This window comes from Shewanella aquimarina (assembly GCF_023349185.1).
GTDB classification, from domain to species: domain Bacteria; phylum Pseudomonadota; class Gammaproteobacteria; order Enterobacterales; family Shewanellaceae; genus Shewanella; species Shewanella aquimarina.
The window spans coordinates 1-16,265 of record NZ_JAKIKY010000022.1; the positions used below are offsets into that span (position 1 = coordinate 1).

Below are 16,265 nucleotides of genomic sequence, written 5' to 3' on the forward strand. Positions count from 1 at the left end.
GCCTGGTGACAACATCAAGATGGTTGTTACCCTAATCTGCCCAATCGCGATGGACGAAGGTCTACGTTTCGCTATCCGTGAAGGTGGCCGTACAGTTGGTGCTGGTGTTGTAGCTAAGATCATCGCTTAATCGCGTTTGATTTTATAAACACACTGAAAAAGGCAGCTTAGGCTGCCTTTTTTGTTTTAGGTCTCTCAGATATTGTGCTTATCCTTGTGCGGCTTAGCCTTGCTTACTGCGCGGAATAAGAATACAATCTATGGCCGATTTTTGACCCTCTGGGCTTACTGCTTGCTCTGGGAGTAAGTTCGGAGAATGTTAGTGGTGTGGTCTGGGCAATCTCCGCGGTTGCGAGTCTTTAATGCCTGACCATACTTAAGCTCAGGTCGTAGTGAGTAACGGAATTAACCGATGACAACAAATACTGAAAACCAGGGAAACTCTCTGGATATCGTTAAATGGGGCATAGTAGTCGTACTACTAGCGGCCGCCATTATTGCTAATCAGATGTATAGCGAAGCTAGTGTATTAGTTCGTGCTATCGGTGTCGTAGTGGCATTTGCTATAGCAGGTTTTATTGCGCTTCAAACCGAGAAGGGTAAACAAGCGCTGACTTTCGCTCGCGAGTCTCACATTGAAGTGCGTAAAGTGGTATGGCCGACGCGTCAAGAAGCCCTAAACACGACATTTATCGTACTGGCGGCAACAGGCGTACTGGCATTGGTTCTGTGGGGAATGGATGCGGTACTGCTGAGAATTGTTAATTTTATTACGGGCGTATAGGCATTTCGTATGACTGAAGCTAAAAAAAGATGGTATGTGGTTCAGGCCTTTTCGGGTTATGAAGGTCGTGTATGCAAATCATTGCTTGAACACATCAAAATGCACGGCATGGAGCACTACTTTGGCGAGGTACTAGTACCGACCGAAGAAGTTGTCGAGATGCGTGCAGGCCAGCGTCGTAAGAGCGAGCGTAAGTTCTTCCCTGGTTATGTGTTAGTACAGATGGAAATGAACGATGAAAGCTGGCATTTGGTAAAGAGCATCCCTCGTGTGATGGGCTTTATCGGTGGCACCTCTGATCGTCCAGCGCCTATCTCTGATCGCGAAGCAGACGCGATTCTACAGCGTCTACAAGAGACTACAGAGTCTCCGACTCATCGCGTGATGTTTGAGCCTGGTGAAGTGGTTCGCGTTACCGACGGTCCATTTGCCGACTTTAACGGTACCGTTGAAGAGGTCGACTACGAGAAGAACCGCGTTAAGGTGTCTGTAATGATCTTCGGTCGTTCAACACCTGTAGAGCTAGATTTCAGCCAGATCGAAAAAAGCTGATTAAATAAAGCACAAAACGTATTGGAAATGGGTGCGGATTTTTTGTATAATCCGCACCCATTATTTTCGGGGAGCTAATCGGCATGTCGTCGTTAGCGTTTGTACCCAAACTTGAGGAAAATGTCTCATGGCAAAGAAAGTTGATGGTTACATCAAACTACAAGTAGCAGCCGGTGCTGCAAACCCGTCGCCACCAGTTGGTCCTGCATTGGGTCAAAAAGGTGTCAACATCATGGAATTCTGTAAAGCATTCAACGCTCGTACTGAAAAGTTCGAGAAAGGTATGCCAATTCCTGTTGTGATCACTGTTTACACTGATCGCTCTTTCACTTTTGAAACTAAGACTCCACCTGCTTCATTCCTGCTGCTTAAAGCCGCTGGTCTTAAGTCTGGTTCTGGCCGTCCTAACACTGAAAAAGTGGGAACTATCAAGCGTAGCGCTGTCCAGGAAATCGCTGAGACTAAAGCCGCTGATATGACTGGTGCTGACATTGAAGCGATGACTCGCTCAATCGAAGGTACTGCGCGTTCAATGGGTTTGGTAGTAGAGGATTAATATCATGGCAAAGCTAACTAAACGCGCGCGTTTGATCCGCGAAAAAGTAGAAGCGACTAAGAGCTACGACATCAACGAAGCTGTTGCACTACTGAAAGAACTTGCTACTGCTAAGTTCGTTGAAAGTGTTGACGTTGCGGTTAACCTAGGTGTTGACCCACGTAAATCAGACCAAAACGTTCGTGGCGCGACTGTTCTGCCACACGGTACTGGTCGTGAAGTACGTGTTGCTGTGTTTACTCAAGGTGCTAACGCTGACGCCGCTAAAGAAGCCGGTGCTGAGCTAGTTGGTATGGACGAGCTTGCTGCACAAGTTAAAGCTGGTGAAATGAACTTCGACGTTGTTATCGCATCTCCAGATGCAATGCGCGTTGTTGGTCAGTTAGGTCAAATCCTGGGCCCACGTGGTCTGATGCCTAACCCTAAGACTGGCACTGTAACGCCAAACGTTGCTGAAGCTGTTAAGAACGCTAAAGCTGGTCAGGTTCGTTACCGCAACGACAAGAACGGTATCATCCACACTACCATCGGTAAAGTGGACTTCGAACCAGTTCAACTGAAAGAAAACCTAGACGCTCTGCTAGGCGCGCTTATCAAAGCTAAGCCTGCTGCAGCTAAAGGCGTTTTCGTTAAGAAAGTAAGCATCTCTACCACTATGGGTGCAGGTGTTGCGGTTGATCAGAGTACTCTGAACCCAACAGCTTAATTTCTTAGCTTGTTTTACAAGGTGCGGGGATTAGTCTATAATGCGCGCACCTTGTGGGTTGAGGACCGTTTTCACTCGTGGAAATGGTTCACGTCCAAGACCGTAGGTGTTAACCATAAGCGTTAGCTTAATTTCCTACGTAGACGGTGTCGGACCCCAGATAGATTTTATTCTGCCTGGATATTCGCGCCGTAAGTAACTGAGTATTTAATACTTAGTATGGTAATTGCTAGGGACAATCCCTAGATTGAATCCAGGAGTAAAGCCAATGGCATTAAGACTCGAAGACAAAAAAGCGATTGTTGCTGAAGTCAACGAAGCTGCCAAAGGTGCTTTATCTGCAGTTGTTGCCGATTCTCGCGGTGTGACTGTAGGTGATATGACCGGTCTTCGCAAAACCGCTCGTGAAGCTGGTGTTTACGTAAAAGTTGTACGTAACACACTAGTTAAGCGTGCTGTTGAAGGTACTGATTTTGAGTGCCTAGGCGAAACGTTTACTGGTCCTACTTTGATTGCATTCTCTAACGAGCACCCAGGTGCAGCTGCGCGTCTTCTTAAAGATTTCGCTAAAGCGCAAGAGAACTTTGAAATCAAAGCAGCAGCCTTTGAAGGGGAATTAATCCCTGCAAGCGACATTGATCGTTTAGCAAAACTACCAACATACGAAGAGGCACTAGCACAGTTCATGATGACTCTGAAAGAAGCATCTGCTGGCAAGTTCGTTCGTACATTGGCCGCTCTACGCGATCAGAAAGAAGCTGCTTAATTTTACAAGCCGCTTAAATAAATTGAATTCAGTACAATTAGGAATTTTTTGTTATGTCTATCACTAAAGACCAAATCTTAGAAGCCCTTGCAGCTATGTCTGTAATGGAAGTTGTTGAACTAATCGAAGCAATGGAAGAGAAGTTCGGCGTTTCTGCCGCTGCTGCTGTTGTTTCTGGTGGTGCTGATGCAGGCGCTGCTGCTGAAGAGAAGACAGAATTCGACGTAATTCTTGCTTCACACGGCGACAACAAAGTTGCAGTAATTAAAGCTCTTCGTGGCGCTACAGGTCTAGGCCTGAAAGAAGCCAAGGGTATGGCTGAATCAGCTCCAGTAGCTGTTAAAGAAGGCATCTCTAAAGAAGAAGCTGAAGCTCTGAAGAAAGATCTTGAAGAAGCTGGTGCTCAAGTAGAGATCAAGTAAGTTATACTCTAACTTACAACCTCCCGAGTGATCGGGCGGAGGCTGACGGTTTTTTAACCGTCGGCCTTTTTTGCGCTGTAAGCGTAGGCGATTTTTTATTCACCGTTTGTCGCCAGATTTCGCAGTCCCTAGCAGAGATTATTGGTTAGGTTCTTGCTTTCAACGGTGATGGGCAAACGTGCTGTTGCAACTTAGTGTTGTTTCAGTCTTGGTCACATCTCGCAATCAGAGGAAACCCATGGTTTACTCCTATTCTGAAAAGAAGCGTATTCGCAAAGACTTTGGTAAGCGTCCACAAGTGTTGGATATCCCTTACCTGCTGTCAATCCAGTTGGACTCGTTTAAGAAGTTCACCGATCAAGATCCTACAGGTGAGCGTGGTTTAGAAGCCGCTTTCCGTAGCGTTTTTCCCATCAAGAGCTTTTCTGGTAACTCAGAGCTGCAATATGTCAGCTATAAGCTAGGTGAGCCAGTTTTTGATGTGAAAGAGTGTCAAATTCGCGGTGTTACATACTCTGCTCCACTACGCGTTAAACTGCGTATGGTGTTGTATGATCGTGAAGCTGCGCCTGGCACAGTTAAAGACATTAAAGAACAAGAAGTCTACATGGGGGATATCCCTCTGATGACTGAAAACGGTACCTTTGTTATCAATGGTACTGAACGTGTTATCGTTTCTCAGCTACACCGTTCTCCAGGTGTATTCTTCGATCACGACCGTGGTAAGACCCACTCTTCAGGTAAGGTACTTTATAACGCACGTATTATTCCTTACCGTGGCTCATGGTTGGACTTTGAGTTCGATCCTAAAGATGCACTGTTTGTCCGTATCGACCGTCGTCGTAAGCTTGCGGCGTCTATCATACTGCGTGCACTTGACTACTCGACTCAAGATATTCTCGATCTGTTCTTCGAACGTGTTCAGTACAAGATCAAGAAAGATAGCCTAGTCATGGCACTGGTTGCCGATCGCCTGCGTGGTGAGACTGCTAGCTACGACATCAAAGATGCTGAAGGTAACATCCTAGTTGAGAAGGGCCGCCGTATTACTGCGCGCCATATTCGTCAACTTGAAAAGACAAACACCACCGAGCTTGAAGTACCTGTTGAGTACATCTCAGGCAAGATTGCTGCACAAGACTACATCGACCCTGATACGGGCGAAGTACTGGTTTCTGCTAACGCTGAAATCAGCCTGGAAGATCTTGCTAAGCTGTCTATGGCCGGCATCAAAGAGATTGACACCCTATACATCAACGAGCTTGATCACGGTGCCTATATCTCTGACACCCTACGTATCGATTCAACCACTAACCGTCTAGAGGCGCTGGTTGAGATCTATCGTATGATGCGTCCTGGCGAGCCGCCAACCAAGGATGCTGCCGAAGCGCTATTCCAAAACCTCTTCTTCAGCGAAGAGCGTTACGACCTGTCTAAAGTGGGTCGTATGAAGTTCAACCGTCGTCTCAGTATCGATGACGACGAGGGTACAGGTATCCTGACCAAGGAAGATATCGTTGCAGTAATGCAGAAGATCATCGAAATCCGTAACGGTAACGATGAAGTCGACGATATTGACCACCTGGGTAACCGTCGTATCCGTAGCGTTGGTGAAATGGCTGAGAACCAGTTCCGCGTCGGTCTTGTTCGTGTAGAACGCGCCGTACGTGAGCGTCTGTCTCTGGGCGATCTTAACGAGCTGATGCCACAAGATTTGATCAACGCTAAGCCAATTTCTGCGGCAGTGAAAGAGTTCTTCGGTTCTTCTCAGCTGTCTCAATTCATGGACCAGAACAACCCGCTGTCAGAAGTGACACACAAGCGTCGTATCTCTGCGCTTGGCCCAGGCGGTCTGACCCGTGAGCGTGCAGGTTTCGAGGTTCGAGACGTTCACCCAACTCACTATGGTCGTCTATGTCCAATTGAGACCCCTGAAGGTCCAAACATTGGTCTGATTAACTCGTTGGCAAGCTTCGCGCGTACCAACTCTTACGGCTTCCTCGAAACACCTTACCGCAAAGTGGTTGATGGTGTGATCACAGACCAGGTGGATTACCTGTCTGCTATCGAAGAGGGTCGCTACGTGATCGCACAGGCCAACATCGAAGTCGATGCCGATGGCCGTATGGTTGAAGAGCAGATCGCATGTCGTCATAAGGGTGAATCTACCTTTATGCGCGCTGCAGACGTTCAGTATATGGACGTATCACCACAGCAGATCATCTCTGTGGCTGCCTCGCTGATTCCGTTCCTAGAACACGATGATGCGAACCGTGCATTGATGGGTGCGAACATGCAACGTCAGGCAGTACCAACACTTAAGGCTGACAAGCCTCTAGTAGGTACTGGTATTGAGCGTACATTGGCCGTTGACTCAGGCGTGGTTGTTGCCGCTAAGCGTGGTGGTTACGTCGACTATGTCGATGCAAGCCGCATCGTGGTTAAGGTTAACGAAGATGAGCTGACACCTGGCGAAGCCGGTATCGACATATACAACCTGACCAAATACACGCGTTCTAACCAGAACACCTGTATCAACCAGCGTCCATGTTGTAGCGTTGGCGATCCTGTGGTTCGTGGTGACGTACTGGCCGACGGTCCGTCTACCGACCTGGGTGATCTGGCACTTGGTCAGAACATGCGTATCGCGTTCATGCCATGGAACGGTTACAACTTCGAGGATTCGATCTTAATCTCTGAGCGCGTTGCGCAAGAGGATCGTTTCACCACTATCCATATTCAGGAGCTTTCTTGTATTGCTCGTGATACTAAGCTGGGTAGCGAAGAGATCACCGCCGATATTCCAAACGTAGGTGAGTCTGCGCTGTCTAAGCTGGACGAATCAGGTATCGTTTACATCGGTGCAGAAGTGAAGGGTGGCGACATCCTGGTTGGTAAGGTTACGCCTAAGGGTGAGACTCAGCTGACCCCAGAAGAGAAGCTACTACGCGCTATCTTCGGTGAAAAAGCTTCTGACGTTAAAGACAGCTCACTGCGTGTCCCTAACTCTGTTAAGGGTACCATCATCGACGTTCAGGTATTTACCCGTGACGGCGTTGAGAAAGACAAGCGTGCTGTAGAGATCGAAGAGATGCATATCGCTCAGGCTAAGAAAGACCTGACCGAAGAGTTCAAGATCCTTGAAGAAGGTGTCTTTGGCCGTGCGCGTAACCTGCTTCTTGGAGCCGGTTTTGCAGAGGCTGAGCTTGATGCACTGCCACGTCCTCAACTATTGGTTCAAACCATTGAAGACGAAGCTAAGCAGACTGAACTCGAGCAACTTGCCGAGCAGCATGAAGAGCTGAAAGCCGATTTCGATAAGAAATTTGAAATCAAACGCCGCAAGATCACCCAGGGTGATGACTTGGCACCTGGCGTACTGAAGATCGTTAAGGTTTACCTAGCGGTTAAACGTACTATCCAGCCTGGTGACAAGATGGCGGGTCGTCACGGTAACAAGGGTGTGATCTCTAAGATCAACCCAATCGAAGATATGCCGTACGACGAAAAGGGTAACCCAGTGGACATCGTATTGAACCCACTCGGTGTACCATCACGTATGAACATAGGTCAGGTTCTCGAAGTGCACTTAGGTGCCGCGGCCAAGGGCATTGGTGATCGCATCACCGCTATGCTCGAAGAGCAGCGTGAACTTGCAGAGCTTCGTGGCTACATCAAGAAGGTATACGAACTCGGTGAAGGCGTGCAGCAGCAGGTCGATATCGATTCGTTCACCGATGAAGAAGTTCTACGTCTTGCTAAGAACCTCAAAGGCGGTATTCCGACTGCGACCCCAGCATTCGACGGCGCGAAAGAGAAAGAGATTAAGGACATGCTTGAACTAGCAGGTCTGCCAACCTCTGGACAGCTGAAGTTGTTTGATGGTCGTACCGGTAACGAGTTTGAACGTCCAGTAACCGTAGGTTACATGTACATGCTTAAGCTTAACCACTTGGTTGACGATAAGATGCACGCGCGTTCAACAGGTTCTTACAGTCTTGTTACTCAGCAGCCTCTGGGCGGTAAAGCTCAGTTTGGTGGTCAGCGTTTCGGTGAGATGGAAGTATGGGCACTTGAAGCATACGGTGCCGCTTACACGCTACAAGAAATGCTTACTGTTAAGTCTGATGACGTTAACGGTCGTACTCAGATGTATAAGAACATCGTCGACGGTAACCATCAGATGCAACCAGGTATGCCTGAGTCCTTCAACGTATTGCTGAAGGAGATCCGTTCGCTCGGTATTAACATCGAGTTGGATCAAGAGTAAGACTTGGCCATCGCCGAAGTTTGGCAATAAACGGTGCTCTGCGAGAGCAGGGCACCTGGTTTAACTCCTTCAGGAGAGAAACGTGAAAGACTTATTAAAGTTTCTGAAACAGCAAAGCAAGACTGAAGAATTTGAAGGTATCAAGATCGGCCTAGCGTCGCCTGATCTGATCCGCTCTTGGTCATTTGGTGAAGTTAAGAAGCCAGAAACCATCAACTACCGTACTTTCAAGCCTGAGCGTGAAGGTTTGTTCTGTGCGCGTATTTTTGGTCCAGTTAAAGACTACGAGTGTTTATGCGGTAAGTATAAGCGTCTTAAGCACCGTGGTGTGATTTGTGAGAAGTGTGGCGTCGAAGTTACCCAGACTAAAGTACGTCGTGAGCGTATGGGTCACATCGATCTTGCAAGTCCAGTAGCACACATTTGGTTCTTGAAGTCTCTGCCGTCTCGTATCGGTTTGATGTTGGATATGACTCTGCGTGACATCGAACGTGTGCTTTACTTCGAATCTTTCGTGGTGATCGAGCCTGGCATGACTAGCCTCGAGCGCGGTCAGATGCTGACCGAAGAAAACTACCTCGACGCACTCGAAGAGTACGGTGATGAGTTCGAAGCCAAGATGGGTGCCGAGGCAGTACTTGAGCTGCTGCGCGCTATCGATCTTGAGAAAGAGATTGAAGAGATGCGCGAAGAGCTGCCATCGATCAACTCTGAGACTCGTCGTAAGAAGATCACTAAGCGTCTGAAGCTGATTGAGGCCTTCTACCAGTCTGGCAACAAGCCAGAGTGGATGATCCTTAAGGTGCTACCGGTTCTGCCACCTGATCTGCGTCCATTGGTTCCACTGGATGGCGGTCGTTTCGCGACTTCAGATCTGAACGATCTGTATCGCCGCGTGATCAACCGTAACAACCGTCTGAAGCGTCTGTTAGACCTAGCTGCACCGGACATCATCGTACGCAACGAAAAACGTATGCTGCAAGAGTCTGTTGATGCGCTATTGGATAACGGTCGTCGCGGTCGTGCGATCACGGGTTCTAACAAGCGTCCTCTGAAATCTTTGGCCGACATGATCAAGGGTAAGCAGGGTCGTTTCCGTCAGAACCTACTGGGTAAGCGTGTTGACTACTCTGGCCGTTCGGTAATTACCGTAGGTCCTACTCTGCGTCTGCATCAGTGTGGTCTACCTAAGAAGATGGCACTTGAGCTGTTCAAGCCATTCATCTACGGCAAGCTGGAAGGTCGTGGCCTGGCTACTACCATCAAAGCTGCCAAGAAGATGGTTGAGCGCGAAGTACCAGAGGTTTGGGACGTACTCGATGACGTGATCCGTGAGCATCCTGTGATGCTTAACCGTGCACCAACACTTCACCGTCTTGGTATCCAGGCGTTTGAACCGGTACTGATTGAAGGTAAGGCGATCCAACTGCACCCATTGGTGTGTGCGGCATACAACGCTGACTTCGACGGTGACCAGATGGCGGTTCACGTGCCACTGACGCTAGAAGCTCAGTTGGAAGCACGTTCACTCATGATGTCTACCAACAACATCCTGTCACCTGCAAACGGTGAGCCGGTGATCACACCGTCACAGGACGTTGTATTGGGTCTGTACTACACCAGCCGTGAGTGTGTAAACGGTCGCGGTGAAGGCATGGCGTTCGAATCTGTTGCCGAGGTTGAAAAGGCATATCGTACTGGCGTTGCCGAGCTACACGCTCGCGTTAAGGTACGTATTACCGAGACAACTATAGGTGAAGACGGAGAGCGTACCGAGTCACGCCGTATCGTTGATACGACTGTGGGTCGTGCCCTGTTGTCTCAGGTGCTGCCAAAGGGTCTGTCTTATGATCTGGTTAACCAGAACATGGGTAAGAAGCAGATCTCTAAGCTGTTGAACACCTGTTACCGTCAGTTGGGTCTGAAAGATACCGTTATCTTCGCCGACCAACTCATGTATACCGGTTTCCACTTCGCGACCGTTTCGGGTGCCTCTGTGGGTATCAACGACATGGTTATCCCAGATGAGAAATACACTCTGGTTGCTGATGCCGAAGCCGAAGTGCTTGAGATTCAAGAGCAGTTCCAGTCGGGTCTTGTTACCGCCGGTGAGCGTTACAACAAGGTTATCGATATCTGGGCAAGTGCGAACGAAAAAGTTTCTAAGGCGATGATGGATAACCTGTCTAGCGAGACAGTGATTAACCGTGATGGCGAAGAAGAAACCCAAGCTTCGTTCAACAGCATCTACATGATGGCCGACTCAGGCGCTCGTGGTAGTGCTGCACAGATTCGTCAGCTAGCGGGTATGCGTGGTCTGATGGCTAAGCCAGATGGCTCGATTATCGAAACCCCAATTACGGCGAACTTCCGTGAAGGTCTAAACGTACTCCAGTACTTTATCTCTACTCACGGTGCGCGTAAGGGTCTAGCGGATACCGCACTTAAGACAGCGAACTCGGGTTACCTGACTCGTCGTCTGGTTGACGTTGCACAAGACTTAGTGGTTATCGAAGACGATTGTGGTACACACGAAGGTCTGACCATGAAGCCGCTGATCGAAGGTGGTGACGTTGTTGAGCCGCTACGTGAGCGTGTACTGGGCCGTGTGGTTGCAGAAGACGTTTACTACCCAGGTACCGAAGATGTTCTTGCGCCTCGCAACACTCTGCTTGATGAAGCATGGTGTGACAAGCTTGAGAAGCACAGTGTCGATGAAGTGAAGGTTCGTTCTGTCATCAGCTGTGACACAGACTTCGGTGTGTGTGCGGCATGTTACGGCCGTGACCTTGCACGTGGTCACTTGATCAACCAAGGTGAAGCGATTGGTGTTGTTGCTGCTCAGTCAATTGGTGAGCCAGGAACACAGCTGACGATGCGTACCTTCCACATCGGTGGTGCGGCATCGAGAGCGTCTGCAGAAAACAACGTACAGGTGAAGAACGCCGGTACCGTTAAGCTGCACAACGCTAAGCACGTTGTTAACACAGAAGGCAAGCTGGTTATCGTTTCGCGTTCATCTGAAATTGCGATTATCGATGAGCTGGGTCGTGAGAAAGAGCGTTACAAGGTGCCTTACGGTACTATCCTAGAGAAGCTAGAAGATGCAGCGGTTAACGCCGGTGAAGTCATCGCTAACTGGGATCCGCACACTCACCCAATCGTTTCTGAAGTAGCGGGTAGCATCAAGTTCGTCGACATGATCGAAGGTGTCACCATGACACGTCAGACCGATGAGCTGACAGGTCTATCTTCTATCGTTGTGATGGATGTTGGTCAACGTCCTACGGCTGGTAAAGAGATGCGTCCAGCGATCCGTCTGGTTGGTACCGATGGCAACGACCTGATGATTCCAGGTACTGAAGTACCAGCGCAATACTTCTTGCCAGGTAAGGCGATCGTTAACCAAGACGATAACGCACAAATCGCCGTTGGTGACGCGCTTGCACGTATTCCGCAAGAATCGTCTAAGACTCGCGATATTACCGGTGGTCTGCCACGCGTTGCTGACTTGTTCGAAGCGCGTAAGCCGAAAGAGCCTGCCATCTTGGCTGAGTACTCAGGTACTATCTCGTTCGGTAAAGAGACCAAAGGTAAGCGTCGTCTGGTGATCACTCCTGCCGATGGTGGTAAGCCATACGAGGAGATGATTCCTAAGTGGCGTAACCTGAACGTGTTCGAAGGTGAAAAGGTTGAGCGCGGTGAAGTTATTGCCGACGGTCCAGAAGCAGCTCACGACATCCTGCGTCTACGCGGTATTCACAAGGTGGCTAACTATATCGTTAACGAAGTGCAAGACGTTTACCGTCTGCAGGGCGTGAAGATTAACGATAAGCACATCGAAGTGATCATCCGTCAGATGCTGCGTAAGTGTGAGATCACCGAAGCGGGTGACAGTGAGTTCCTACCGGGCGAACAGGTTGAAGTATCTCGCGTCAAGATCGCTAACCGCGAACTGGAAGCGCAAGGTAAAGCACCTGCTAAGTTCGAGCGTGAACTGCTGGGTATCACCAAGGCATCCTTGGCGACCGAGTCATTCATCTCGGCGGCATCGTTCCAGGAAACCACACGCGTATTGACCGAAGCTGCCGTAGGCGGTAAGAGCGATAAGCTACGTGGTCTGAAAGAGAACGTTATCGTGGGTCGTCTGATCCCGGCCGGTACCGGTTATGCGTATCACAACAGCCGTAACCAGGCTGCACAGGGTGGCCAGGCAGAAGAAGTGCCGGCAATCAGTGCAAGTGAAGCAGAGCAGAACCTTGCCGATCTATTGAACCTGGCTGGCAGCCCTGAATAATCAGTGCTAGTCGGTAAATAGATTGTAAAAAAGGCACCTCGGGTGCCTTTTTTTTACTTAAATTGGGTAAAAAGTTGGCTATTTCTTGACAGCGACCCCTTACCTTTCTAAAATTTCGCGTCCCACACCTGTGGGATATAGATTTTTCACACCTTACTGTTGAGTTTATCAACTGATTCGGAGCTATACATGGCAACTGTAAACCAGTTGGTACGTAAGCCTCGCTCGCCAAAAGTCATCAAGACTAACGTGCCAGCGTTGAATGCGTGTCCACAAAAGCGTGGTGTTTGTACTCGCGTGTACACAACCACACCTAAAAAACCTAACTCTGCACTACGTAAAGTAGCTCGTGTGCGTCTAACTAACGGTTTCGAAGTAACTTCGTACATCGGCGGTGAAGGCCACAACCTGCAGGAACACAGCGTGATTCTAATCCGTGGTGGTCGTGTTAAAGACTTACCAGGTGTTCGTTATCACACTGTTCGTGGCGCATTAGACTGTGCTGGTGTTAGTGAGCGTCGTCAAGGACGTTCTAAGTACGGAGCTAAGCGTCCTAAGTCTTAACGTTTTCCGTTAAGTAAGGCCAAGCTAGAGATAATTGAGATTCCAGTTTTGGGGTCCCTGAAGCATACGGAGAAATTGTTATGCCAAGACGTCGCGTTGTAGGACAACGTAAAATCCTACCAGATCCAAAATTTAATAGTGAGTTGCTGGCTAAGTTCATCAACGTCATTATGCAGGACGGCAAAAAGTCGACTGCTGAAAAAATCATTTACAAGGCACTAGACGTTGTCGCTGAGAAGAAAGGCGAAGAGCACCTAGTGATCCTTGAAGCAGCCCTGGATAACGTACGCCCATCAGTCGAGGTTAAGTCTCGTCGTGTTGGTGGTTCTACTTACCAGGTACCATGTGAAGTTCGTCCAGTGCGTCGTAACGCACTAGCGATGCGCTGGTTAGTTGAAGCTGCACGTAAGCGTGGTGAAAAATCTATGGCTCTACGTCTAGCAGGTGAAATGCTAGATGCTGCCGAAAACAAAGGCACTGCTGTTAAGAAGCGCGAAGACGTGCATCGTATGGCAGAAGCAAACAAAGCGTTTGCTCATTACCGCTGGTAATCTTTTGGTGCAGGCGTTTGCCTGCACCATGTTTTACATCACTAAGGTACCTACCTTAGTAAAGAGGGTTTAATCGTGGCTCGTACAACTCCAATTGAGCGCTACCGTAATATCGGTATCTGTGCTCACGTTGACGCAGGAAAAACCACAACTACAGAACGTGTTCTCTTCTATACCGGTATGTCTCACAAGATCGGTGAGGTGCATGATGGCGCAGCCACCATGGACTGGATGGAACAGGAGCAGGAGCGTGGTATTACTATCACCTCTGCGGCAACGACCACGTTCTGGCGCGGTATGGATGCTCAATTTACCGAGCATCGTATCAATATCATCGACACCCCTGGCCACGTTGACTTCACTATTGAAGTTGAGCGTTCGCTGCGTGTACTCGATGGCGCAGTAGTTGTGTTCTGTGGTTCATCTGGTGTTGAACCTCAGTCCGAAACTGTATGGCGACAAGCGGACAAGTACCACGTCCCGCGCTTAGTGTTTGTCAATAAGATGGACCGCGCTGGTGCTGACTTTGAACGCGTCGTTGGACAGATACGTAACCGTCTGGGAGCGACCTGTGTACCTATTCAATTAAACATAGGTGCAGAAGAAGAGTTTAAGGGTGTCATTGACCTGATCAAGATGAAGGCCATTAACTGGAACGAATCAGATCAAGGTATGACCTTCACTTATGAAGAAATTCCCGCGGAGTTGGCCGATAAGGCCAATGAGATGCGTGAATACCTAGTTGAGAGTGCAGCCGAAGCCTCTGAAGAGCTGATGGACAAGTACCTTGAAGAAGGTGAGCTATCAGAAGAAGAGATCAAGGCAGCATTACGTCAGCGAACTCTGGCTAACGAGATCGTACTGGCCACCTGTGGTTCTGCATTTAAGAACAAGGGTGTGCAGGCGGTACTCGATGCTGTTATCGATTATCTGCCATCGCCAGTCGAAGTACCCGCCATTAAGGGTATTGACGAGCAGGAGAATGAAGTAGAGCGTCCGGCGGACGATAATGCGCCGTTCTCTGCGTTGGCATTTAAGATCGCGACAGACCCATTCGTAGGAACACTGACCTTTGTGCGTGTTTATTCAGGCGTATTGGAAACGGGTTCTGGCGTATATAACTCGGTCAAACAAAAGCGTGAGCGTATTGGTCGTATGGTGCAGATGCATGCAAACGACCGTAAAGAGATCAAAGAAGTCCGTGCTGGTGACATCGCGGCGGCTATTGGTCTGAAGGATGTTACTACAGGTGACACCCTATGCGATGCTGACCATAAAGTTATTCTCGAACGTATGGAGTTCCCTGAGCCCGTAATCACGATCGCTGTGGAGCCAAGATCTCAAGCCGACCAAGAGAAGATGGGTATTGCTCTGCAAAAACTTGCTGCAGAAGATCCCTCTTTCCGCGTTGAAACCAACGAAGAATCGGGTCAAACCCTGATCTCTGGCATGGGTGAGTTGCACCTAGACATCATCGTCGACCGTATGCGTCGCGAATTTAGTGTCGAGTGTAACGTAGGTAAACCACAAGTAGCGTATCGTGAGACTATTCGCTCGAGTGTAGAAGTTGAAGGCAAGTTCGTTCGTCAATCGGGTGGCCGAGGTCAATTTGGTCACGTTTGGTTGAAGCTTGAACCTCAAGAAGAAGGTTTCGGCTATGAATTTGTCAACGAGATTGTTGGTGGTGTTGTTCCAAGAGAATACATCCCTGCAGTAGATAAAGGTATCCAGGAACAGATGAAGAATGGCGTACTCGCCGGTTTCCCTGTTCTGGACGTTAAAGTAACGCTGTTCGACGGCTCATACCATGATGTCGACTCGAACGAGATGGCGTTTAAAGTAGCCGGCTCCATGGGCTTCAAGAAGGGTGCTCTCGAAGCAGACCCTGTGTTACTCGAACCTTGTATGAAGGTTGAAGTAACCACTCCTGAAGATTACATGGGGGATGTTGTAGGCGACTTGAACCGACGTCGCGGCATGATCGAAGGTATGGACGACGGCATTGGCGGCGTCAAAATCGTTCGAGCTGTAGTACCTCTATCTGAAATGTTTGGTTACGCAACTGACTTGCGTAGCGCTACCCAAGGACGTGCCTCATACTCTATGGAGTTCCTGAAGTACTCGGATGCGCCGCAGAATGTTGCAAAATCAGTTATAGAAGCGCGCGGATAATCGCAAACTAGTCTATAACTCATAATTGAATGCTATTGCTCAGCAAGGCTGAGTATTTCTGAAAAGAAAGGAATATATCGTGGCTAAAGAAAAATTTGAACGTAGTAAACCCCATGTTAACGTTGGTACCATCGGTCACGTTGACCATGGTAAAACAACTCTAACTGCTGCTATCTCTCACGTACTGACTAAGACGTACGGTGGTGAAGCTAAAGATTTCGCACAGATCGATAACGCTCCAGAAGAGCGTGAGCGCGGTATTACCATCAATACCTCTCACATCGAGTACGATACTCCAACTCGTCACTACGCACACGTAGACTGCCCAGGCCACGCTGACTATGTTAAAAACATGATCACTGGTGCTGCACAGATGGACGGCGCTATCCTAGTAGTAGCTTCTACTGACGGTCCAATGCCACAGACTCGTGAGCACATCCTGCTTTCTCGTCAGGTAGGTGTACCTTTCATCATCGTATTCATGAACAAGTGTGACATGGTTGACGATGAAGAACTGCTAGAACTAGTAGAGATGGAAGTTCGTGAACTACTATCTGAGTACGACTTCCCAGGTGATGACCTACCAGTTATCCAGGGTTCTGCTCTGAAAGCCCTAGAAGGCGAG

13 protein-coding genes are annotated in these 16,265 nt (G+C 48.9%); all 13 read left to right on the forward strand.

The genetic code is table 11. The features are described 5' to 3' along the window. The coding region (locus tag L2731_RS19285) for an EF-Tu C-terminal domain-related protein (RefSeq protein ID WP_487392391.1) at positions 1 to 130 on the forward strand (130 nt) is incomplete at its 5' end. 282 nt (positions 131 to 412) lie between these two features. Beyond that, positions 413 to 784: a preprotein translocase subunit SecE gene (secE, locus tag L2731_RS19290; RefSeq protein ID WP_041508308.1), complete on the forward strand. Its 372-nt coding sequence runs from the start codon at positions 413 to 415 to the stop codon at positions 782 to 784. 9 nt (positions 785 to 793) lie between these two features. After that, the gene (gene nusG, locus L2731_RS19295; protein ID WP_011863955.1) at positions 794 to 1,336 is read left to right on the forward strand and encodes a transcription termination/antitermination protein NusG; all 543 of its coding nucleotides are present in this window, start codon (positions 794 to 796) and stop codon (positions 1,334 to 1,336) included. 127 nt (positions 1,337 to 1,463) lie between these two features. Further along, positions 1,464 to 1,892, forward strand: a complete 429-nt coding sequence (rplK, locus tag L2731_RS19300) for a 50S ribosomal protein L11 (protein ID WP_011863956.1) — start codon at positions 1,464 to 1,466, stop codon at positions 1,890 to 1,892. Between the two features lie 4 nt (positions 1,893 to 1,896). Then, a complete protein-coding gene (rplA, locus tag L2731_RS19305) occupies positions 1,897 to 2,598 on the forward strand; it encodes a 50S ribosomal protein L1 (protein WP_011863957.1) in 702 nt (233 codons plus the stop codon). A 268-nt stretch (positions 2,599 to 2,866) separates the two neighbouring features. After that, entirely contained in the window at positions 2,867 to 3,364 is a 498-nt protein-coding gene (gene rplJ, locus L2731_RS19310) for a 50S ribosomal protein L10 (protein WP_041508310.1), read from the forward strand. A 53-nt stretch (positions 3,365 to 3,417) separates the two neighbouring features. Beyond that, positions 3,418 to 3,786 carry a 50S ribosomal protein L7/L12 gene (gene rplL / locus L2731_RS19315; protein ID WP_041508311.1) on the forward strand — a complete coding sequence of 123 codons (369 nt, stop codon included), beginning with the start codon at positions 3,418 to 3,420 and terminating at the stop codon, positions 3,784 to 3,786. A 238-nt stretch (positions 3,787 to 4,024) separates the two neighbouring features. Further along, a complete protein-coding gene (gene rpoB, locus L2731_RS19320; RefSeq protein ID WP_041508312.1) occupies positions 4,025 to 8,056 on the forward strand; it encodes a DNA-directed RNA polymerase subunit beta in 4,032 nt (1,343 codons plus the stop codon). 82 nt (positions 8,057 to 8,138) lie between these two features. Continuing rightward, positions 8,139 to 12,353, forward strand: coding sequence for a DNA-directed RNA polymerase subunit beta' (gene rpoC, locus L2731_RS19325; protein WP_249254871.1), 4,215 nt, complete (start codon positions 8,139 to 8,141; stop codon positions 12,351 to 12,353). A 189-nt stretch (positions 12,354 to 12,542) separates the two neighbouring features. Next, positions 12,543 to 12,917, forward strand: a complete 375-nt coding sequence (gene rpsL, locus L2731_RS19330) for a 30S ribosomal protein S12 (RefSeq protein WP_011863962.1) — start codon at positions 12,543 to 12,545, stop codon at positions 12,915 to 12,917. An 80-nt stretch (positions 12,918 to 12,997) separates the two neighbouring features. Beyond that, positions 12,998 to 13,468 (forward strand): 30S ribosomal protein S7, encoded by a 471-nt coding sequence (gene rpsG / locus L2731_RS19335; protein ID WP_041508314.1) that lies wholly within the window; start codon positions 12,998 to 13,000, stop codon positions 13,466 to 13,468. Positions 13,469 to 13,543: 75 nt separating this feature from the next. Then, complete coding sequence (fusA, locus tag L2731_RS19340; RefSeq protein WP_041508315.1) at positions 13,544 to 15,640, forward strand: elongation factor G; 2,097 nt, start codon at positions 13,544 to 13,546, stop codon at positions 15,638 to 15,640. A 79-nt stretch (positions 15,641 to 15,719) separates the two neighbouring features. Beyond that, positions 15,720 to 16,265, forward strand: a 546-nt coding sequence (locus L2731_RS19345; protein WP_249254872.1) for a GTP-binding protein, incomplete at its 3' end; no start/stop codon positions are given.